Annotated in this window: 21 protein-coding genes; 16 read left to right on the top strand and 5 right to left on the bottom strand. The window is 70.7% G+C overall.

Annotated features, from left to right (window positions below):
• Positions 1-2: 2 nt before the first annotated feature.
• Together R9X44_RS32825 and R9X44_RS32820 are read left to right on the top strand one after the other, a co-directional pair.
• Entirely contained in the window at positions 3-3,227 is a 3,225-nt protein-coding gene (locus R9X44_RS32825) for a glycosyltransferase family 2 protein (RefSeq protein WP_319818259.1), read from the top strand.
• Positions 3,224-4,918, top strand: a complete 1,695-nt coding sequence (locus R9X44_RS32820) for a DUF5719 family protein (RefSeq protein ID WP_319818258.1) — start codon at positions 3,224-3,226, stop codon at positions 4,916-4,918. The genes R9X44_RS32825 and R9X44_RS32820 overlap by 4 nt, the downstream gene beginning before the upstream one ends.
• A gap of 3 nt (positions 4,919-4,921) precedes the next feature.
• Here R9X44_RS32820 and R9X44_RS32815 read toward each other — a convergent pair whose 3' ends face one another.
• Positions 4,922-5,332: a metallopeptidase family protein gene (locus tag R9X44_RS32815; RefSeq protein ID WP_319818257.1), complete on the bottom strand. Its 411-nt coding sequence runs from the start codon at positions 5,330-5,332 to the stop codon at positions 4,922-4,924.
• A gap of 201 nt (positions 5,333-5,533) precedes the next feature.
• Here R9X44_RS32815 and R9X44_RS32810 point away from each other — a divergent pair, with 201 nt between their 5' ends.
• From R9X44_RS32810 to R9X44_RS32770, 9 genes are all read left to right on the top strand, one after another.
• The gene (locus R9X44_RS32810; RefSeq protein WP_319818256.1) at positions 5,534-5,890 is read left to right on the top strand and encodes a DUF3499 domain-containing protein; all 357 of its coding nucleotides are present in this window, start codon (positions 5,534-5,536) and stop codon (positions 5,888-5,890) included.
• A gap of 361 nt (positions 5,891-6,251) precedes the next feature.
• Positions 6,252-7,610, top strand: a complete 1,359-nt coding sequence (locus tag R9X44_RS32805; protein ID WP_319818255.1) for a phosphomannomutase/phosphoglucomutase — start codon at positions 6,252-6,254, stop codon at positions 7,608-7,610.
• Complete coding sequence (locus R9X44_RS32800) at positions 7,607-7,780, top strand: Trm112 family protein (protein WP_319818254.1); 174 nt, start codon at positions 7,607-7,609, stop codon at positions 7,778-7,780. Before R9X44_RS32805 ends, R9X44_RS32800 begins: the two co-directional genes overlap by 4 nt.
• Complete coding sequence (locus R9X44_RS32795) at positions 7,777-8,835, top strand: SIS domain-containing protein (RefSeq protein ID WP_319818253.1); 1,059 nt, start codon at positions 7,777-7,779, stop codon at positions 8,833-8,835. Before R9X44_RS32800 ends, R9X44_RS32795 begins: the two co-directional genes overlap by 4 nt.
• A 115-nt stretch (positions 8,836-8,950) precedes the next feature.
• Positions 8,951-9,886: a cation diffusion facilitator family transporter gene (locus tag R9X44_RS32790; RefSeq protein WP_319818252.1), complete on the top strand. Its 936-nt coding sequence runs from the start codon at positions 8,951-8,953 to the stop codon at positions 9,884-9,886.
• Positions 9,887-10,144: 258 nt separating this feature from the next.
• Complete coding sequence (locus R9X44_RS32785) at positions 10,145-11,560, top strand: sensor histidine kinase (RefSeq protein WP_319818251.1); 1,416 nt, start codon at positions 10,145-10,147, stop codon at positions 11,558-11,560.
• A 79-nt stretch (positions 11,561-11,639) separates the two neighbouring features.
• Positions 11,640-12,305 (top strand): response regulator transcription factor, encoded by a 666-nt coding sequence (locus tag R9X44_RS32780; RefSeq protein ID WP_319818250.1) that lies wholly within the window; start codon positions 11,640-11,642, stop codon positions 12,303-12,305.
• Between the two features lie 90 nt (positions 12,306-12,395).
• Entirely contained in the window at positions 12,396-12,620 is a 225-nt protein-coding gene (locus R9X44_RS32775; RefSeq protein ID WP_319818249.1) for a hypothetical protein, read from the top strand.
• 136 nt (positions 12,621-12,756) lie between these two features.
• Entirely contained in the window at positions 12,757-13,074 is a 318-nt protein-coding gene (locus R9X44_RS32770; protein ID WP_319818248.1) for a helix-turn-helix transcriptional regulator, read from the top strand.
• 9 nt (positions 13,075-13,083) lie between these two features.
• Here R9X44_RS32770 and R9X44_RS32765 read toward each other — a convergent pair whose 3' ends face one another.
• Positions 13,084-13,419, bottom strand: a complete 336-nt coding sequence (locus R9X44_RS32765; protein ID WP_319818247.1) for a MerR family transcriptional regulator — start codon at positions 13,417-13,419, stop codon at positions 13,084-13,086.
• Between the two features lie 96 nt (positions 13,420-13,515).
• Between R9X44_RS32765 and ahcY (R9X44_RS32760) the strand changes: the two genes are divergently transcribed.
• The 4 genes from ahcY (R9X44_RS32760) to R9X44_RS32745 all read left to right on the top strand — a co-directional run bounded on the left by ahcY (R9X44_RS32760) (position 13,516) and on the right by R9X44_RS32745 (position 17,659).
• Positions 13,516-14,946, top strand: a complete 1,431-nt coding sequence (gene ahcY / locus R9X44_RS32760) for an adenosylhomocysteinase (protein ID WP_319818246.1) — start codon at positions 13,516-13,518, stop codon at positions 14,944-14,946.
• Between the two features lie 15 nt (positions 14,947-14,961).
• A complete protein-coding gene (gene ahcY / locus R9X44_RS32755; RefSeq protein ID WP_319818245.1) occupies positions 14,962-16,221 on the top strand; it encodes an adenosylhomocysteinase in 1,260 nt (419 codons plus the stop codon).
• Complete coding sequence (locus R9X44_RS32750) at positions 16,222-16,791, top strand: hypothetical protein (RefSeq protein ID WP_319818244.1); 570 nt, start codon at positions 16,222-16,224, stop codon at positions 16,789-16,791.
• A gap of 421 nt (positions 16,792-17,212) precedes the next feature.
• The gene (locus R9X44_RS32745; RefSeq protein ID WP_319818243.1) at positions 17,213-17,659 is read left to right on the top strand and encodes a superoxide dismutase family protein; all 447 of its coding nucleotides are present in this window, start codon (positions 17,213-17,215) and stop codon (positions 17,657-17,659) included.
• Here R9X44_RS32745 and R9X44_RS32740 read toward each other — a convergent pair.
• Both R9X44_RS32740 and R9X44_RS32735 read right to left on the bottom strand, forming a co-directional pair.
• The gene (locus R9X44_RS32740) at positions 17,656-17,844 is read right to left on the bottom strand and encodes a DUF397 domain-containing protein (protein WP_319818242.1); all 189 of its coding nucleotides are present in this window, start codon (positions 17,842-17,844) and stop codon (positions 17,656-17,658) included. The two genes, R9X44_RS32745 and R9X44_RS32740, sit on opposite strands and share 4 nt — an antisense overlap.
• Before the next feature lie 18 nt (positions 17,845-17,862).
• Positions 17,863-18,717: a helix-turn-helix transcriptional regulator gene (locus tag R9X44_RS32735; RefSeq protein WP_319818241.1), complete on the bottom strand. Its 855-nt coding sequence runs from the start codon at positions 18,715-18,717 to the stop codon at positions 17,863-17,865.
• 375 nt (positions 18,718-19,092) lie between these two features.
• Here R9X44_RS32735 and R9X44_RS32730 point away from each other — a divergent pair, with 375 nt between their 5' ends.
• A complete protein-coding gene (locus R9X44_RS32730; protein ID WP_319818240.1) occupies positions 19,093-19,494 on the top strand; it encodes an ATP-binding protein in 402 nt (133 codons plus the stop codon).
• A 76-nt stretch (positions 19,495-19,570) separates the two neighbouring features.
• Here the strand turns inward: R9X44_RS32730 and R9X44_RS32725 are convergent, their stop codons facing one another.
• Positions 19,571-19,960: a hypothetical protein gene (locus R9X44_RS32725; protein WP_319818239.1), complete on the bottom strand. Its 390-nt coding sequence runs from the start codon at positions 19,958-19,960 to the stop codon at positions 19,571-19,573.
• Positions 19,961-20,004 lie beyond the last annotated feature (44 nt).

The raw sequence follows: 20,004 nt of genomic DNA, 5'->3' as shown, positions 1-20,004 counted from the left end.
CCGTGGCGCCTGGACTCGACCGGCATGTGGTCACCGCCGTGCTCGTCATGCACGACGGCGCGCGCTGGCTGCCCGAGACCCTCAAGGCGCTGCTCAGCCAGACCCGCCGCATCCAGCGCCTCGTCATCGCCGACACCGGCAGCACCGACACCGGGCCCGCGATCGTCGCCGGCGTCGTCGGCCCCGGCAACCTGCTCACCCTCGACCGCGACGTGCCCTTCGCCGCCGCCGTCGCCGCCGCGCTGAAGACCCCGGCCGCCGCCATGGAGGTGGACGCCGCCGACGCCGTCGAGTGGGTGTGGATTCTGCACGACGACTCCACCCCCGCGCCGACCGCCCTGGAGAACCTGCTCCTGCAGGCCGACGCCGACCCCAACGTGGCCCTCGCCGGACCGAAGCTGCGCGACTGGGACGACCGCCGCCTCCTGCTGGAACTCGGCGTCGCCCTCGACGGCCAGGGCCGCCGCTTCACCGGCGTCGACCGCGGCGAGTTCGACCAGGGCCAGCACGACGGCGTCCACGAGGTCATGGCCGTCAGCACCGCGGGCATGCTGGTCCGCCGCGACGTGTGGAACCACACCGGCGGCCTCGACGAGCGCTTCGGCCTGTTCCGCGACGACGTCGACTTCGGCTGGCGGGTCCACGCGGCCGGGCACCGGGTCATCGCCGTCAGCGACGCGCTGGTCTACCACGCCGAGGCCGCCGCGCGCGGGGGCAGGCCGTCGCCGGTCGCGCCGCGCCGCCTCGACCGCCGCAACGCCATGTGGGCGCTGCTGGCCAACCTCCCGGCCAGGCACGCGTTCGGGTCGCTGCTGCGGCTGCTGTTCGGCTCGCTGCTGCGCGTCACGCTGCTCGCGCTGGCCAAGAAGCCGATGGCTTTGCGCGACGAGGTCGACGCCGTCAAGGACGTGGTCTCCGCGCCGCTCAAGCTGCGCGCGCTGCGCTCGGGGCGCACCGAGGGCAGGGCGCGCGTCTACCGGTCGGTCCGGCGCTTCCAGCCGCAGTGGGTGACCCTGCGCAGGCTCGCCGAGCGGCTCGGCGCGCTGATCGCGCCGACCGAGTACGGCCTCGACCCGGTGGAGGCCGAGGAGGAGCACATCCCGCTGCGGGAGCGGAGCTTCGGCGTCATCCGGCGGATTCTCGCCCACCCGAGCGCGGTCGTGCTGCTCGTGCTGTCGTGTGTGGCCTTCCTCGCGGAACGGTCTTTGCTCGGCTCCCAGGGGCAGCTCGGTGGGGGCGCGCTCGTCCCGGCGTGGGGGAGCACGGGCGACCTGTGGGCGACGTACTGGGCCGGATGGCATCCCGTCGGCCTCGGCTCGGCGGACGCCTCGCCTCCCTATCTGCCGTTCTTGGCGGCGTTGTCGGTGCTCACCCTCGGCAAGCCGTCCTTGGCGGTCATGGCGGTGCTCGTAGGGTGCGTGCCGCTCGCGGGGCTCACCGCGTACCTGGCCGCGAAGCGGCTTATCCCGACGAGCCTTCCGGCCGGGAAGCGGACCGCGCGGCTGCTGCGTCGCAGCCGGGTCCCGGCGAGCGCCATCCGGGTGTGGGCGGCGATCGCGTACGCGGTGCTGCCTGTGGTCACCGGGGCGATCGCGTCCGGGCGGGTCGGTACCTGTGTGGTGTACGTGCTGCTTCCGCTCATCGGCCTTCTGGGCGCGCGGGTGCTGCGTGAGCCGCGCGGGAGGGTGGACGCGCGTCAGGCCAGGCGTGCGGCGTGGGGCCTTGCGCTGCTGCTGACCGTCGCGATGGCGTTCGTGCCTTTGACGTGGCTGCTGCTGCTCATCCTCGGCGGGCTGTCCTACCTCGGGTCGAAGATCGTCAGCGGGATCGACCTCGCGATCGCGCTGGCCGTCCCGCCGCTGCTGCTCCTGCCGACCACGCTCCAGCTGCTCGCGCACCCGTCGCGGTTCCTGCTCGAGGTCGGGCTGCACCGGCCCGACCTCGTCGACCAGAGCCTGACCGGCCTGTCGATCCTCACCCTCGACCCGGGCGGGCCGGGCACCGACCTCGGGTGGGCGACGGCAGGGCTGCTCGCGCTGGCCGTCGCGGCGCTGCCGCTGCGCAGCCGCCGCACCGCCGTCATGGGCGGGTGGATGCTGATCCTGTTCGGGTTCCTCGCCGCGATCGCCGTCTCGGCCGTCGTCGTCACCGAGGCCCCCGGCGAGGGCGCGCCGGGCTGGCCGGGGGTGCCGCTGGCGTTCGCGACGGGCGGGCTCATCCTGGCGGCGTGCGCGGGGCTGCAACGCTCGGTCGAGCTGGTGTCCACGGGCACCTGGAAGTACCGGTTCGGTGCGGCAGGGGCGGTCCTCATCGCGGTGTCCACGCCCGCGCTGGCCGCGCTCGCCTGGATCGGCATCGGCGTCGACGGGCCCGTCGGCAAGACCCAGAAGGAGGCGCTGCCCGCGTTCGTCACGGCCGTCAACGCCGAGACCAGGGCGCGCACCCTCGTGCTCGACCACGACGGCGGCGACGCGATCGCCTACAGCCTCCTGCGCGGGCCGTCACCGGCGTTCGGAGACGAGGACTTCAAGCCCGAGGACAAGACGGCTCGCCGCCTTGCGCGTCTGGTGGCCGACCTGGCTGCGGGGCGCGGTACCGAGGGGCTCAACCACTTCGGCGTCCAGTTCGTGTACCTGCAGTTCACCCAGGAGGGCAGGGAGCGGCCGGAGAGCGCCGAACGGCTGCTGCGCCGTCTCGACGGCCTGCCCGGGCTGACCCGGCTGAGCCGTAGCCACGACTTCGCTGTCTGGCGGCTCACCGAGCCGGGGGCGCGGCTGATGCTCGTCGGCGAAGGAGGGGCGATCACCCCGCTGCGTTCCGGTGCGGTGGAGGCAAGGGTCGACCTTCCGGCCGGCGAAGCCGGGCGCAAGGTCGTGCTTGCGGAGTCGGCCGGGGGCTGGGAGGCGAGCGTGGGCGGGAAGGCGGCCAAGGCCGTCACCGTCGACGGGTGGGCGGCCGGATGGGACGTGCCGGAGAGCGGCGGGACCTTCGTGCTCGAACGCGGGGAGCGGCTGTGGACGGCCTGGTCGATCGTGCAGGGCGTGCTGTTCCTGCTCGTCGTGGTGTTGGCGCTTCCGGGCGGTGAGGCGCCGGTGCGGGGCAGGCGCGGGCGGCGTCTCGGCCGTCGGCGCGGCGCTGCCGCCGCCTGGGTGCCCGAGCAGCGGTTCGAGGGGACTTCCGAGACCGTTTCGGCGGAGCCGTCCGAGCCCGTGGGGGCTCAGCCGTGAGCCGGGGGAAGAAGCGCACGCCGCTCGGCGGCGGCCTCGGCAGACGCCGGGCGACGGGCGGGCGTGGCAGGCGGCCCGCTGAGGCGACCTGGTTGAACCCCGAGGCTCCGGCCTCCGAGGACGTCACACCCGAGGATGACGGGGTCACCCGCATCGGATCGGGGCCGCGCGCCAAGACGGCCGAGCCGGGGGAGGCCGAGGGCGTCTCCATGGCGGCGCGGGGCGGCGCGTTCGCCAAGGTCGTGTTCGACAAGGTGCTCGACGTGGCGACGATCGTCGCGGGCAACCGGTACGGGGTCGCCGCCTCGATCCTCGTGGCGGTCGCCGCCCTGTACGGGTCGGCTGCGCTGACCCGTCCGGGGGAGCCTTCCGCGCTCAAGGGCGCGACGGTCCCCGTCGGGACGGCCCTCGCCGCGTGCCCGGCCGCCGAGCAGACGGCCCGGCTGTCGGTGGTGTCGGGCGGGGAAGGCCAGGGGTCGGCTTCCGTCACCGCGCTCGACGGGAAGGCCGAAGGCAAGGCCGTGGCCGACGTGCCCACGGCGTCCGCGCTGTTCACCGGAGAGGTCAAGCGGGGAAGCGCGCTCGTGGTCCGGGCGGAGGGGGCCGTGGCGGCGGGCCTTGAGGCCGCCCACACCGTCGCGGGCAAGAAGGGGCTCGCCTCCGCGCCCTGCACCGCGCCCTCGACCGAGCACTGGTTCGTCACCCCGGGGCCCGGCGCCGGCCCGCTCGAACTGCACGTGACCAACGTGGACGACGTCCCCGCGACGATCGACCTCGACGCCGTCTCAGACGACGGGTCCCTCGACACCACCGACGGCAAGTCCCTCGACGTGCCCGCGCACGGCACCCGCGTGATCAAGATCGGCGAGTCGCTCGAAGGGCTCGGCATGATCGCCTCCGACGTCGACGTGCTCGCGCTCAGGGTCACCGCGACGAGCGGCCGCGTCGCCGCCGCCGTCCGCGCCGACGTGGGCGCGCGCGGCGCGGACTGGGCGACCCCGACCGCAGAACCGGCCCTGCGCGCGATCGTCCCCGGGGTGCCGGGCGGCAGCGGGAAGCGCACCCTGTACGTGGGCGCTCCCGGCGGCTCCGACGCCCGCGTGACGATCCGCGCGATCACCGCCGAGGGCGCGTTCGTCCCCGAGGGCCAGGACGTCCTCGACGTGCCCGCCCGCACGGTCATCCCGCTCGACCTCGAGTCCTCCCTGGGCGGCCGTCCCGCGACGATCGAGCTGACCTCGAACCGGAAGATCGTCGCCGGGTTCGCCTCGGGCGGCTACGATCTCGCGCTCGGCGGCGCGGGCATCCCCCTGGACGGCGGCACGTCGGCGCTGGGGGCCGTGGTCCCCGCGTCCGGCTCCTCGGGTGCGAAGAAGAGCCGCGAGGCCGCCAGGATCGTCCTCACGGCCCCGGAGAAGGATGCGGTGGTCAGGGTCGTGCCGCTGACGGCGTCGGGGCCGGGGACGCCGACCGAGGTCAAGATCCCCGCTGGGCGCACGGTCGAGGTGCCTTTGACGGAGGGGGCGGTCCGGGTGACGCCGCTGGCCGGTTCCGGGCCCGTCTACGGGGCGCGGTTGCTCAGCCTGAAGGCCGGGCAGCGTGAACAGCTGACGGTACGGACGCTGTTCCCCGCGCCGCTGGAGATCGTTCTCCCGCCCGTGTCGGGGTCGCTGACGTCCGTCGTGCCCTGACGGCTACTCGTCTTCGGGCTCGTCCACGTCGTCCGGGTCGAGGCCGAGGAGCTGCGCGACCTCGTCGACGACGACGTCGTGGATCAGCCTGACCAGCTCGCGCTCGCCCTTGCCGTCCTTGCCCGCCCTGGCCTCGAGGGGACGCCGGAACACCACCACCCTGGGCACGCCGCCGACGGTCCTGGTGACGCCGAGCGGGACCTGGGTCGCCGCGGCGTCGGCGGGCGGGATGTCCTCGACCGCGAACTCGACGCCCGCGAGCCGCTCCCGCCAAGGGGCGACGACCCGCTGGACCTCCTCGCGGACCAGGTCGTCGAACTTCTCGGCGCGGGTGAGGGAGATCGGCACCTCGGGCGGGGCCAGCGGGCCGCGCAGGCCCCTGCCGTGCCGGTCGCGGCGCTTGACTCTCCTCACGCGGGCAGTCTACGCGCGCGGGCGCGGGCCTCCCGACGCCGCGACCCCCGTGGCACACGGCGTTCCCGGAGTTCAGCGGGCATCCGGCGGGACGGAAGCCGGGGAAACGGCCGACCGATTTGTTGACGTATTAGATGAAACGCGAGACACGATCACGCGGATACTGGCGATGCGGGCCGGAAAGGCGTACGTTCAGCCAACGTGAGCCCCGTCCGCATCTGCTCCCGCACCGCGTGCAAAGCGTCTGCTGTCTTCACGCTCACGTACGTCTACCGCGACTCCACCGCGGTCCTCGGTCCGCTAGCCGCGTACGTCGAGCCGCACTGCTACGACCTGTGCGCCGAGCACGCCGACCGCCTGACCGCCCCCATGGGCTGGGAACTCCTGCGGCTGCCCGCCGACGACACCCCCGACCAACCCTCCACCGACGACCTCGAGGCCCTCGCCGACGCCGTCCGCGAAGCCGCCCGCCCCGCCGCCCCCGGCACCGAACCCGTAGGCCAGGGCACCGAAATAGGCCGCCGAGGCCACCTAAGAGTCCTACGGTCCGAGCCGTAGGCAAGCGGGGCGTAATTTTGGGCCTCGCTCCGCTCGGCCGGTGATTGGGCGCCGGGAAGTCGCCGTCTTCCCTCCGGCCTGCTCGCCTGGCGGCTCACAGACCTCCGGTCCAGACGGCGACGCGCCCAATCACTCTGGGGTCTTCCACTCAAAGGCCGTGGCCCCGGCTTAGCTGGAACCCTTTTGCGGGGAGTTCCGCTCGGAGTCCGTGGCCCCGGCTGAGGTGGAACCTTCCGGGGTGAACGCTCTCCAGGCATTCTCGCGCGGTTGCTCGCGGGAGCGTGATCGCTGCGACGCCGGGGGCGGCGCAATCAACTAGGCTCGAAGTCCAAGTTCGGAACGAGCCGGAGGGACACCCGACGTGGGCGATCTCGCCAAGATCTTCAAGGCGTATGACGTGCGGGGCGTGGTTCCGGACGAGTTCGACGAGGAGATCGCCGAGGCGACCGGTGCGGCTTTTGTCCGGGTCACCGGCGCTGTTCGGGTGGTGACCGCCCATGACATGCGGGAGTCTTCCGGCCCTCTGGCGGCGGCCTTCGCGCGCGGGGTGACGTCGCAAGGGGCCGACGTTCTCGAGGCCGGGCTGGGGTCCACGGATCTGCTGTACTACGCGAGCGGGAGCCTCGGGCTGCCCGGCGTGATGTTCACCGCGAGTCACAATCCGGCCCGCTACAACGGCATGAAGATGTGCCTTTCCGGCGCGCGGCCGATCGGGCAGGACACCGGGCTGCGCGACATCCGTGATCTCGTCGCCGCAGGGGTGCCCGCGCATGACGGGCCCGTCGGCAAGGTCGAGCAGCGTGATCTGCTCGCCGGTTACGCCACCCACCTGAAGACCCTCGTAGATCTTTCCGGCATCCGCCCGCTCAAGGTCGTCGTGGACGCGGGCAACGGCATGGGCGGCCACACCGTCCCGGCGGTCTTCGCGGGCCTTCCCCTCGACGTCGTCCCGCTGTACTTCGAGCTCGACGGCTCGTTCCCCAACCACGAGGCGAACCCGATCGAGCCGGAGAACCTGCGCGACCTCCAGGCCGCAGTCCGCGCGCACAACGCCGATCTCGGCCTCGCCTTCGACGGCGACGCCGACCGCTGCTTCGCCGTTGACGAGCGGGGCGAGATCGTCTCCCCGTCGGCGATCACCGCGCTGGTGGCCGAGCGCGAGCTTGCCAAGTACCCGGGCGCGCACGTCGTGCACAACCTGATCTGTTCGGCGGCAGTGCCGGAGATCATCGCCGAGAACGGCGGGGTGCCGGTGCGCACCCGCGTCGGGCACTCGTTCATCAAGCAGACCATGGCCGACGTCGGCGCGGTCTTCGGCGGCGAGCACTCGGCGCACTTCTACTTCCGCGACTTCTGGTTCGCCGACTCGGGGATGCTCGCCGCACTGCACGTGCTGGCCGCCCTCGGCGAGCAGAACGGAACGCTTTCCTCGCTTCTGGCGTCATACGAGCGGTATGTCGCTTCTGGTGAGATCAACAGCGAGGTGGCCGACCAGGCCGCCGCGGTGGCCAGGGTCGGCGCGGTCTTCGCCGCGCGCGACGGCGTCACCGTGGACGAGCTCGACGGCACCACGTTCACGGGCGACGGCTGGTGGTTCAACCTGCGCGCGTCCAACACCGAACCGCTGCTCCGACTCAACGCCGAGGCGCGAGACGGGCAGACCATGGCGGCGATCCGGGACGAGGTCCTGTCGATCGTCCGCACCGAGGAGGCAAAGTGAAGATCGACGCGTGGCTCCTGGAGATCCTCGCCTGCCCGGCCTGCCGTGGCGCGCTGCGCGCCGAGGGCGGTGAGCTCGTCTGTTCCGGCGAGTGCGGCAACGTCTACCCGGTCACCGACGAGGGCGTCCCCGTCCTGCTGGTCGACGAGGCGAGGGCTCCCCGGGCATGACCCCCGCGGCGGGCGCGCTCGACGACCCGGCGGCGCTAGAGGCGGCCGACCGGGGCGGCATGCTCCGGCTCGTCGCCTCCGGCGCGGCGCATGTGCGCCAGGCCGTCGCGCTGACGGCCGAGGCGGGCCTTGCCGAGGCGCTGCAGGGCGCGGGCCGGCCCCGCGCGGTGATCATCACCGGGCCCGGTGACGCCGGTCACGTCGTCGCGGCGCTGTGCGGGTCGGGCTGTCCGGTGCCCGTGCTGTGCGTGGACGGCGACGTCCTGCCCGGCTGGATCGGCGGCAACGACCTCGTGTGCGCGCTTGGCGACGCGGCCTTCGACCTCGCCGCGCAGGCCGTAAGGCGGGGCGCGGCCGTCGTCGGGGTCGGGCCGGCGGACGCGCGGCTGCGCTCGCTCGCCACCCAGAACCGGCTGCTTTACGTGCCGCTCCCGCCCCCGACGGGTCCGGTGCGCGCCCTGCTGTGGGCGCAGATCGTGCCGGTGCTGCTCGTGCTCCGCGGGCTCGGCCTCGTCGCCGCCCCTGATGAGGCGATCGAGGCCGCCGCCCTGCGGCTTGAGGACGTCGCGCACAGGTGCCGTCCTTCGGGTGAACCCTTTGTGAATCCGGCGAAACAGCTCGCCCTCGACCTTTCGGGCACGCTGCCGATGCCGTGGGGGAGCACCCCGCTTGAGCTGGCCGCGGCCCGCCGCCTTGCCGCGCAGCTGGCCGACAACGCCAAGGTGGCCGTCGCGCTTCCGCTGCCCGGCTCCCTGGACGCCGCAGCCCCCGACGCCGACGACTTCTTCCGCGACCGCACCGAGGACCCGGAATCGGCCGTCCACCTGGTGTTCCTCTCCGAGGAGGGGAACGCCGCGCGCGAGCCCGTCGCGGAGACCGCCGCCGCGCGCGGGATCGCGGTGAGCGTGCTGTCCGGCGAGGGCGGCCACCCGCTGGAGCGCGCCGCCTCGCTGCTGTGCCTCGCCGACTACGCCTCGGTCTACCTCGCGCTGGCCCTCGGCAAGGACCCGACGCCCGTGCCCGCCCGCGCCGAGATCGCCGCACGAACCTCCTGAGCCCCGCGCGCCCCCTCTTGTGCGACTATGTGTCCGTTTACCTGGCCTTGGCGCTGGGAGTGGAACCGACACCCGTCCCCGCGCGCACGGAAATTCGAAGCGAGGATCTACCAACATGTCAGCAGAAGGCGGAACCAAGGCGATCGTCGCGGCACTCGCGGCGAACCTGGGGATCGCGGTGGCCAAGTTCGTGGCCTACGTGTTCACGAGTTCGTCGTCGATGCTGGCCGAGTCCATCCACTCGGTCGCCGACTCCGGCAACCAGGCGCTGCTGCTGGTCGGCAAGAAGCGTTCCACCAGGGCGCGGACCGCCGACCACCCGTTCGGCTACGGCCGTGAGCGGTACTTCTACGCCTTCATCGTCGCGCTCGTGCTGTTCACCGTCGGCGCGGTGTTCTCGATCTACGAGGGCGTCCACAAGCTCCAGGACCCGCACCCGGTCGAGTCGCCGCAGTGGGCGTTCGGCGTCCTGATCATCGCGATCATCCTGGAGAGCTTCAGCTTCCGGACCGCGATCGTCGAGTCCAACGCGGTGCGCGGGGACCGCTCGTGGTGGGAGTTCATCCGGCGCTCCAAGGCCCCCGAGCTGCCCGTCGTCCTCCTTGAGGACCTCGGCGCGCTGGTCGGCCTCATCCTCGCGCTGCTCGGTGTGGGCCTTGCCGTCATCACCGGCGACGGCATGTGGGACGCGCTCGGCACCATCTCCATCGGCGTCCTGCTCGCCGTCATCGCGGTGATCCTCGCGGTCGAGACCAAGAGCCTGCTGCTCGGCGAGGGCGCGGGCGAGGCCACCGACAAGGAGATCATCGCGGCGCTGGAGTCGGTGCCCGAGGTCGACCGGGTGATCCACCTGCGCACCCAGTACCTCGGCCCGGAGGAGCTGCTGGTCGCGGCCAAGATCGCGGTCGGCGGTGAGGACACCGCGGTGGAGATCGCGCGGGCCATCGACGCCGCCGAGGGCAAGGTCAGGGACCTGGTCCCGGTCGCGCGGCTGATCTACCTCGAGCCCGACCTCGACAAGCACAAGCCGGGCGCGGACGCCGGCGCATAAGGAAGCGGCGCCGGAGGCCATAGCCTTCCGACGCCGTCTGTCGAGCGAAGCCCCCGCCCATCGGTTCCCCCGAATCCGGTGGGCGGGAGCTTACGGAGACCCCCATCTCCTGCTCTCTGTGTCCAACGGTAGAAGCCGCGCATTCATTCCACGTCCCCCGACGGGGTCGATTCGGCGTCATCCTCAAGGCGGACCGGCGCATCGGGTATCGCACCCTAAGGTGAGGCGAACAGCCAGAAACCCGGCGAGGATGGCAGCGTGAGCAGCGAGAAGACACTCGGGACGGGCGCGGCCGAACATCTGTGGCGGCTGTCTGGGCGCGGCGTGGCCGCCGTCGGCCAGCTGCTGCTGTGGGTCCTCGAGGGGCTGGGACGGCTTCTCAAGCCGCTCCAGGACAAGGTGATGGCCAGGCTCTACGGACAGCCGCCCGCGCCCCCGGCGGCCGCGTACGGGCCGTACGGGACCATGATCACGCCGCAGGCCGCCCCGGAGGGGCCCGCGCCCAGGTGGATCGCGGCGTGGCAGCGGTTCTCGTCCTCGTGGGGGTACGCGCCGGTCACAGGGCTGCTGCTGACCCTCGCGGCCGTGTACGAGGTCGGGACGAACACGTCGGACGTCATGAGCGTCCAGGGGGCGTTCGCCGTCGCCGCGACGCTGCCGATGGTGTGGCGGCGCGAGGTGCTGAAGCCGGCCGCGGCGATCGTGCTGGGCGCGACGGCGGCGTCGCTGCTCTCGGGGCAGGCGTTCCTTGTGACGACCATGGCCGCCGCGTTGTGCATGCTGTACCTGCTCGCGCAGGCGCTGCCTAGGGCGTCGACGGGGGTGCTCGCGGTTACCTCGCTCATGGTCGTCGGGGTCGTCTACGTCGCGGGAACCGGGCTTTCGGCGATCCCGTGGCCCGCCGCGGTCGCCGCCGTCATCGGCGCGATCGGGCTGGGGGACGCGCGCAGGACGGTCCAGGCGACCGAGGCCGAGGCGCGCGAGCAGCGCACCGAGACCCTGCAGGCGCTGGGTGACGCGCAGCGCGACCAGGCCGTCATGCGGGAGCGGGCGCGGATCGCGCGGGAGCTGCACGACGTCGTCGCGCACTCGGTGTCGATGATCGCGGTGCAGGCCGAGACCGCGCCTTACACGATGCCGTCTCTGTCGGACGAGGCGCGCGAAGGGTACGCCGAGATCGCGCACACCGCCCGTGAGGCGCTGGTGGAGATGCGCAGGCTGCTCGGCGTCCTGCGCTCGGACGCGCCGGCCGACGGCGAGGTGACGCCCCAGCCCAGGCTCGACCGGATAGGCGACCTCCTCGACCAGCATCGGGGCGCGGGAGGAGCGGCTTCGCTTTCGGTGCGCGGCAACGAACAGCCCCTCTCGGCGACCCTTGAGCTGTCGGCTTACCGGATCGTGCAGGAGGCGCTGACGAACGTGCGCAGGCACGCGCCGGGAGCGCCCGTCCAGATCGACCTCACCTACCACCCGGACAGGCTCGCCGTACGCGTCCACAACGCGTCGGCGGGGGTGGCGCAGACCAGGGTCGACGGCTTCCCGCTCCCGACCAGCGGCGGCCACGGCCTCATCGGCATGCGCGAGCGCGCGACGATGCTCGGCGGCGACTTCCGCGCCGGACCCGCCCCCGACGGCGGTTTCGACGTGTCCGCCGACCTGCCCTTCGGCTCCTGAACGCCGATCCGCGGGCGCTTACCGGTGCCAGGCGGCCGATCGGCTGGAACAATCGGGGCGACCGGCAAGGGGAGGCGTCATGATCCGGGTGGTCGTCGCCGACGATCAGACGATCGTCCGCGCGGGCTTCGCGGCCCTGCTCGGCGCGCAGGAGGACATCACCGTCGTGGGTGAGGCGGGGGACGGCGCCGAGGCCGTCGAGCTGGCCCGCAGGCACCGTCCCGACGTCATGGTGATGGACGTCCGCATGCCGCGCATGGACGGCATCGAGGCGACCCGCAGGGTCCTTTCCGACCCCGGCACGGAGAACCTGCGCGTCCTTATCCTCACCACCTTCGACATCGACGAACACGTCTACGACGCGTTGTCTGCGGGCGCGTCAGGCTTCCTCCTCAAGGACGCCACAGCCGCCGACCTGGTAGCGGCGGTCCGCATCGTCGCAAGAGGCGACGCCCTCCTGGCCCCCCAGGTGACCGCGCGCCTGGTCCGCGAGTTCGCCAAACAACGCCGCACCCGCCTCACCCCACCCGCCGCCCTCTCCACCCTCACAGCCCGCGAAAACGAAGTCCTCGTCCTCATGGCCGGCGGCCTCTCCAACGCCGAAATCGCCACCCACCTCGTCGTCTCCGAACACACCGTCAAAACCCACGTGGCCCGCGTCTTCACCAAACTCGGCCTCCGCGACCGAGCCCAAGCCGTCATGCTCGCCTACGAATCCGGCCTGGTAACCCCAGGCCAACCCTGACCCCCTCCCTAGGGCCGACCGGACAGAATCTCAAGGCTGGTGCTCTCGAACACCCCTCATATACCATTGAGGATATATACCATCGAGGATATGTTCGAGATCGCTCTGGAGTCTGAAGTGGAGGCATGGCTGGCCGCCCTGCCGTTCGCCCACTACCAGCGGGTACTGGCCAAGGTCGATCGCTGCCTGGTAATCCGGGGAGGCGTGGCTGACGGCCACCACGTCAAGAGTCTCCGTGAAGGCGTGGCTGAACTCCGAATCATCCTGGGGGAGCGCTCATGGCGGATCACCTTCTGGAAGCCCGGGGGCGCATGATCGTGCTCCTCACGGTTTTCGCCAAGACACGGGACGGCGCGCAGCATGACGACGTGGGGAGGGCCGTGGCGGCTATGCGGGTTTGTAAGGCTGAGCACGACATGACCTGCACTCATGTTTTCGACAGGAGGTTGTGATGGGTGGACACGGTTCGTGGAGGGCTGTGCGGGAGGGGCGGCTTCGCGAGGTCGAGGAGCATCCCGAGTACGCGCGGGCCGTTCGGGATCTGGACCTTGGAGACCGGCTGCGTGAGATTCGGATCGCGCGGAACCTCACCCAGGCCGAGGTGGCGCAGGGGGCCGGGATCAGCCAGCCCGCGCTGTCGCGGATCGAGCTGGGCGGCGGGGTGCCGACGCTGGACATGCTGGACCGCATCGGCAGGGCCATGGGCGTCCGCTTCGTGATCTCCCTCGGCGACGCCGACGCCGAGGAGGTCGAACTCCGGGCCGGATGACGTCCGGTGTCACCGGGGGCGGTGGAGGAGGCGTTGGGCTTTGGCCTGGTCGAAGTCGAGGGCGCGGGTGCGGTGGGGGGTGAGGCGGCCTAGGCGTTCGCCGAGGTCTTGGACGCGGGTGCGGGTTTCGGGGTCGGCGAGGACTCGGAGGGCGAAAGCCAGTTCTGAGGGGCCGATGTCGTAGCGCTGCTCTAGGGAGAGGGCTAGAGAGACGGCGCGTAGGTCTAGGTCGGTGTATTGGCGGTGGACCTTGCCCGCGCGTGGGGGGAGGAGGCCCAGTTTCTCCCGGTATCGGAGCATGCGTGGGGAGGTTCCCAGGCGCTGGGCGGCCTCTGTGATCCTCATTCTGACAATTCTATGTCAGGTTCGGGGGTTCCGGCGTGCTCTTGCGGCCCCGGGGGGCCTAGACTCGCGGCGGAGCTATCCAGAGGAGTCTTCAAGATGGACTACAAGGTCGCCGACCTTTCGCTCGCGGCGTTCGGCCGCAAGGAGATCAAGCTCGCCGAGCACGAGATGCCGGGGCTGATGGCGGTGCGCGCGGAGTACGCGGCGGCACAGCCGCTGCGCGGCGCGAAGATCATGGGCTCGCTGCACATGACGATCCAGACCGCCGTCCTCATCGAGACCCTCGTGGCGCTCGGCGCGGACGTCCGCTGGGTGAGCTGCAACATCTTCTCCACCCAGGACCACGCCGCCGCGGCGGTCGTCGTCGGGCCCGAGGGCACCGTCGAGGACCCGAAGGGCGTGCCGGTCTTCGCCTGGAAGGGCGAGACCCTCGAGGAGTACTGGTGGTGCACCGACCAGGCCCTGCGCTGGCCCGACGGCACCCCGCCCAACATGATCCTTGACGACGGCGGCGACGCGACCCTCCTCGTCCACAAGGGCGCCGAGTACGAGAAGGCCGGAGCCGTCCCGGCCGCCACCGCGGACGACCCCGAAGAGTGGCACATCATCGTCGACACCCTGAAGCGCACCATCGCCGAGACGCCGGGCCGCTGGACGGAGACCGCCGCCGCGATCAAGGGCGTCACCGAGGAGACGACGACGGGCGTGCACCGCCTGTACGAGATGCACAAGAACGGCACGCTCGCGTTCCCGGCGATCAACGTCAACGACTCGGTCACCAAGTCGAAGTTCGACAACAAGTACGGCTGCCGCCACTCGGTCATCGACGGCCTCAACCGCGCCACCGACGTCCTCATCGGCGGCAAGGTCGCGGTCGTGGCCGGTTACGGCGACGTCGGCAAGGGCTGCGCCGACGCGCTGCGCGGCCAGGGCGCGCGCGTCATCGTCACCGAGATCGACCCGATCTGCGCCCTCCAGGCCGCGATGGACGGTTTCCAGGTGACCACCCTTGACGAGGTCGTCGGGATCGCCGACATCTTCGTCACCACGACCGGCAACTTCAACATCATCACCGCCGACCACATGGCGAAGATGAAGCACCAGGCGATCGTGTCGAACATCGGTCACTTCGACAACGAGATCGACATGGCCGGGCTCGCGAAGATCCCCGGCATCGTCAAGGAGGAAGTGAAGCCCCAGGTCGCCACCTGGACCTTCCCCGACGGCCACAACATCATCGTGCTCGCCGAGGGCCGCCTGATGAACCTGGGCTGCGCCACCGGCCACCCGTCGTTCGTCATGTCGAACTCGTTCACCAACCAGGTGATCGCGCAGATCGAGCTGTTCACGAAGACCGAGCAGTACCCGGTCGGCGTGTACGTGCTGCCGAAGCACCTTGACGAGAAGGTCGCCCGCCTGCACCTCGACGCCCTGGGCGTCAAGCTCACGACCCTCAGCAAGGCGCAGGCCGAGTACATCGGCGTCGACGTCGAGGGCCCGTACAAGCCCGACCACTACCGGTACTGACCGGTATCTGGCGTCTTGACCGATTCGGACATCGCGGACCCCGGCCTCGCCCAGGCCGGGGTCCGGCGCGTCGACTGGGCCGACCGGGCCATGCCGGTGCTGCGCGCGATCCGCGAGCGGTTCGCGGTGGAACGTCCCCTTGACGGACTCCGCATCGCGGCATGCATGCACGTCACCACGGAGACGGCGAATCTGCTGCGTACCCTCCAGGCCGGAGGTGCGGAGGTGGCTGTGGCCGCGTCCAACCCGCTGTCTACGCAGGACGACACGGCCGCGGCCTTGGCCGTCTCGTACGGGGTCTCGGTGTTCGCCCGCTCTGGGGTGGACATGGACACCTATTACCGGCACATCCACGCGGCGCTCGACCTCGCCCCGCACCTCGTCGTGGACGACGGGTGCGACCTGGTGAACATCCTGCACACCGAAAGGCTCGACCTGCTCCCCGGCGTCCTGGGCGGGTGCGAGGAGACGACGACGGGCGTCCTGCGGCTGCACCAGATGGCCCGCGAGGACGCGTTGCGCTTCCCCGTCGTCGCCGTCAACGACACGGCCACCAAGCGGCTCTTCGACAACCGTTACGGCACCGGCCAGTCGACCCTTGACGGGGTCATCCGGGCGACCAACACGCTGCTCGCAGGCAAGACCGTGGTCATCGCGGGGTTCGGGTACTGCGGTAGGGGCCTCGCCGAGCGCGCGCGCGGGTTCGGCGCGCACGTCGTCGTCACGGAGATCGACCCGGTGAAGGCGTTGGACGCGCTCCTGCAGGGCTTCCGGGTGGAGACGATGGACGAGGCGGCCCGGCACGGCGACGTGTTCCTTACGGCGACCGGCAACCGCGACGTCGTCAACACCGCGCACTTCGCCGTCATGAAGGACGGGGCAATTCTCGCCAACTCCGGGCATTTCGACGTCGAGGTGGACGTGCGGGGGCTCGCCGGGCTGGCCGTCGACGTCCAGCGCGTCAGGCCGCACGCCGACGAGTACCTGCTGGAGGACGGCCGACGGCTCGTCCTGCTCTGCGAGGGCCGTCTGGTGAATCTGGCGGCCGCCGAGGGGCATCCCGCGGCCGTCATGGACATGTCCTTCGCCGACCAGGCGCTCACCTGCGCCTGGCTCGCCGCGACCCACGAGGGGCTGGCCCCCGGCGTCCACCAGGTCCCCGACCACATCGACGCCGAGGTCGCCCGCCTCAAACTCGCGTCCATGGCCGTCGACATCGACGCCCTCACCCCCGACCAGGCGGACTACCTGTCCTCCTGGCGATCGGGCTCCTAGATGCCGCGCGGCGTCTACCTCCGCCCGGAGACCGGCGAACGCGAGTCCTTCCAGTGCGCCCCCGGCCCCGCAGGCTGGCGCTACGTGAGCACGTCCACGACCCGCGTGGATCTCACCGTCGACTCCCGCTGGCGCCCCGCCCGCCTGGAACTCACCTCAGGCCCCTGGACCCTGCGCGGCGGCTGCGCGGGCAAGGACCTCCTCTGGCTCCGCACCGCATCCGACGCCCAAGGCACCGAACACACCGCCGAGGCATACGCCTTCCTAGGCGACTCCCCAGCCTTCCTCATAACCATCGCCCGCTCCCTCAACCTCCACCCCGGCGAAACAGCCGACACCCCCCTCATCGCCATAGAAGGCCCCTCCCTGGCCGCCCGCCGCGTAACCCGCCGCTGGACCCTCCTCACCACCACCGACCACCCCACCGACCTGGGCCCCCTCCCCGTACAACACTGGCAATCCCTGGACCCCGAAACCGCCGAACTCACCTCCTTCCACCTGGCCGGCGACATCCTCCTCTCCGCCCCCAACCTCGAACTAACAGAACTCAACTCCCCACCGAACTTGTAGAGCCGGGTAGGCAGGCTCCTTGTTGTGCGGCGCAAGGGGCGGGCAAGTGCGGGGAAAGGTCCGGATCGGGTGGGGGAGGGTGGGAGGAACGGGGTGACTGAACGTTTGCTGTGGGGTTCGGGGGAGCATGCCGACCGGGGCCGATACTTGAGGTGAGGTGTCCGGGGAGTCGCGGGAGCCGTTGAGTGTTTTCCGGTTCCGGGACCGGGTGGTCCTTCTCGGGCGTCGGTGCAGATACGCACATCGGGGGAGACTTCTCATGTTTCGGATGACGCATCTTGCCCTTGCCGTCGCGGTGGGGGCGGGGGGTACGGCCGTCGCGGGTGTGGCGGCGACGGGGGGTTCGGCGGCCTCGGCGCTTGATCAGCGGGCGAACGCCGTGATCAGGAGCGCGGAGGGGGCCGAGGTCGGGAAGTTGTCCATGGATGACGCGGAGGGAGGGGGCGTGCGGATCACCGTCGAAGGCAAGGGGTTGCCTGCGGGGTACCACGGGCTGCACCTGCACGAGAAGGGCGTGTGCGACGCGTCATCGAAGGACCCGGCGACGGGCAGCCCGTTCTTCAGCGCGGGCGCACACCTCGATGTGGACGGCGGACACGACCACGCCCACCACACGGGCGACCTGCCCGACCTGCTGATCAACGAGAACGGCACGGGCGCGGCCACGACCGTCACCGACCGCTTCCAGCCCGACCAGCTCTTCGACGCCGACGGCACCTCGGTGATCATCCACGTGCTCGCCGACAACCAGGCCAACGTCCCCGACCGCTACAAGGCCCCCGACGGCACCCCGGGCCCCGACCCCGACACCCTCAAGGCCGGCGACTCCGGCGGCCGCCTGGCCTGCGGCATCATCGAAAAGCCCTAACTCCCCTTAATCCCCCCCAAAAACCGCGCAAACACAGCAGCCGAGACAGTCAGATGCCCCTGCCCCGGGTTCTTGCTGTCCCGCACCCCGCGGAACTGACCCACCACGGAAGCCTCAACACAGTTACCCTCCGGGTAGCTGTAGCTGCTGCGGCGCCAGGTCGGCGTGGAAGTAGGAACGCGCATTACGGTCAACTCCTTTGATCAGGATCGGGCCAGCGTCGCCAGGAAGTCGGCGGTCGCTGCCGGGCTTGAGGCGACGGCCCGCAGGTGTTCGAAGGCCGAGGTGTGTTGCTCGATGATGTCTTGTTCCTCCAGGAACAGGCTGCTGGCCAGGCTTTCGATGTAGACGACCTCTGCGGCGATTGGTTCCCGAAAGCCCAGGACGACGAAGGATGACGCGAGGGCGGGATGCGCGCCTGCGGCGAACGGCAAGACCTGGACCGTCACCGTCGGGTAGTCCATGCAGGCGAGAATATAGGCCGCCTGTTCCCTCATGAGGTCGGGACTGCCGACGGCACGCCGAAGTGCGGCCTCGTCGATGATCGCCCAGAATTGCGGGGCGTCGTCCTTGAGCAGGAGTTCCTTGCGGCGCTTTCTGATCTCCACGCGATCCTCGACCGCCTCGACTGAGAGCTTCGGGTGGAACGCCTTGGTGAGGGTGCGCGTGTAAGCCTCGGTCTGGAGGAGGCCGGGGATGAGAACCGGCTCGAAGGTCCGGATTGAGTAGGCTTCGGCCTCAAAGCTGATGTACGTCCCGTATGCCTCCTGGATTCCGGAGCTGTACTTCTGGAGCCAGGAAAGATTCGTGGACTCTTGAAGGAGGCGTCTCAGCAGCCCCCGCTTCTGCTCAGGGACCTCGTAGAGTTCGAGCAGTGCGTTAAGGGTGCGCAGTTGGGGACGCGCCCTGCCCGTTTCGATCCGATAAAGCGTGACCTGGTTGATGTCGGTGCGATTCGTGACTTCGTCACGGCTGAGGCGGCGCTGCTGACGCAATGCCGTGAGCTCGACCGCGAGGCGGCGGATGCGAGCGGTCGGGGGTCGGAACTGCCGCGTCATCGAGCCCTCCTTTTGCGCTGTCCCTGCATTCAATGTCGTGCGTTGCGGTACGAAATCGGACAAACCCATCAGTCTGTTAGACATAAAGAACGCAACCCATTGCGTCCTATGCAATTTCAGTGCATGCTGTCGCTCAGCATCGCAGATGTTGCGGTGAGTGGTCATGGGATCGCGGGAATCGAGGCGATCTGAGAAGCCGCCGCGCGGTCGGGGAAGGATTGAGGCCCAGATCCCGGCCGCGCGGCTCTACCTCGCTGAGGAGGTGAGCATGACGATACTGCTGTTGTGCCCCGGTGGGCACCCGCTTGTCAGGGGTGGGGTGTGAAGGGGGCCGTGGGGCGTCCGGTAGGGGCGGCGAACGGTCTTTGTCAGGACATGGTCGCGTCCAAGGCGTGTGCCGGACTTGCGTGGAGCCTTGTCGAGCAGCGGCTGATCGGCTGGTCGATCGGCGCGGAGCTGCGGTACGACGTGCACCTCGTCCTTTCCGAACTCGTCGCCAACGCCGTCGCGGTGACGCCGGTGGGCGGGACCGTCAACGTCAGGTGTGATCTCGAGGGTGGGGCGGTTCTGCTCGGGGTCGCCGACACACATCCGGGGATGCCGTCCGAGCCCGCGCCCGTCGTCCCCCTGGAGCCGGGCGACCTCGACCTCCGCGAGGAGAACTTCGACGTCAACGGCGGCTGGGGCCTCACGATCGTCAAGGCACTCTCCGAAGCCTGCGGCGTCGCCCCGCTACCGGGCGGCGGCAAAGTCATCTGGGCCCGCCTCCGCCCCTGACCCCACCCACCCCACAACCCCGGCCCGCCCCCACAAGACGGGCCGGGGTCGTGCGTAGGGGGCGCTCGCGGGTGCCTTAACCTGCGGCGATGTGGGGGCAGATCGCCTTGGTGAGCACTGCGGCGAGACGGTTTCCCTCGATGACGGACACGTCGCCGTGCGGGCTGGTGAACCGGTGCGAGATATGGACGGCGAGTTCCGCGCCCCTGAGCCGGGGGTTCTTCTTGATCGCCCGGCACGTGCGTATTGCCCGTTGGAACGCGCGATCCTGTCGGTGTTGGCCTTTGGCGAGCTCAGGGTCGGCGTTCTTGAGGGCGGTGATGAAGGCGTCCCAGTCCTTGTCTGGCAGTGCGTATGCCACCGCCGTCAACGCGTCCGGATTCGGGGGCGGAATCCTGGGTGCCGCGAGGCTGCCGCCGCAAACCGTGCAGCTCAGGAGGATTGCGGCAAAGAGGGTGAAACGCACGGGATGACCCTAGCGGTATGGCGTGGTGCGGGGTGGTTTTGGTG

Source organism: Actinocorallia sp. A-T 12471 (assembly GCF_033875155.1).
Taxonomy (GTDB): Bacteria; Actinomycetota; Actinomycetes; order Streptosporangiales; family Streptosporangiaceae; genus Actinocorallia.
The sequence above is the reverse complement of the archived record's forward strand: the minus strand, read 5'-3'. Positions and strand labels throughout refer to the sequence as shown.

Bases quoted from the DNA above. Each gene is read 5' to 3' on its own strand.
- R9X44_RS32795 (WP_319818253.1), top strand. From the start codon at position 7,777: ATGACCCCCGCGGCGGGCGCGCTCGACGACCCGGCGGCGCTAGAGGCG.
- R9X44_RS32790 (WP_319818252.1), top strand. From the start codon at position 8,951: ATGTCAGCAGAAGGCGGAACCAAGGCGATCGTCGCGGCACTCGCGGCG.
- R9X44_RS32780 (WP_319818250.1), top strand. From the start codon at position 11,640: ATGATCCGGGTGGTCGTCGCCGACGATCAGACGATCGTCCGCGCGGGC.
- R9X44_RS32775 (WP_319818249.1), top strand. From the start codon at position 12,396: ATGTTCGAGATCGCTCTGGAGTCTGAAGTGGAGGCATGGCTGGCCGCC.
- R9X44_RS32770 (WP_319818248.1), top strand. From the start codon at position 12,757: ATGGGTGGACACGGTTCGTGGAGGGCTGTGCGGGAGGGGCGGCTTCGC.
- R9X44_RS32765 (WP_319818247.1), bottom strand. From the start codon at position 13,419: ATGAGGATCACAGAGGCCGCCCAGCGCCTGGGAACCTCCCCACGCATG.
- ahcY (WP_319818246.1), top strand. From the start codon at position 13,516: ATGGACTACAAGGTCGCCGACCTTTCGCTCGCGGCGTTCGGCCGCAAG.
- R9X44_RS32750 (WP_319818244.1), top strand. From the start codon at position 16,222: ATGCCGCGCGGCGTCTACCTCCGCCCGGAGACCGGCGAACGCGAGTCC.
- R9X44_RS32745 (WP_319818243.1), top strand. From the start codon at position 17,213: ATGGATGACGCGGAGGGAGGGGGCGTGCGGATCACCGTCGAAGGCAAG.
- R9X44_RS32740 (WP_319818242.1), bottom strand. From the start codon at position 17,844: ATGCGCGTTCCTACTTCCACGCCGACCTGGCGCCGCAGCAGCTACAGC.
- R9X44_RS32735 (WP_319818241.1), bottom strand. From the start codon at position 18,717: ATGACGCGGCAGTTCCGACCCCCGACCGCTCGCATCCGCCGCCTCGCG.
- R9X44_RS32730 (WP_319818240.1), top strand. From the start codon at position 19,093: ATGGTCGCGTCCAAGGCGTGTGCCGGACTTGCGTGGAGCCTTGTCGAG.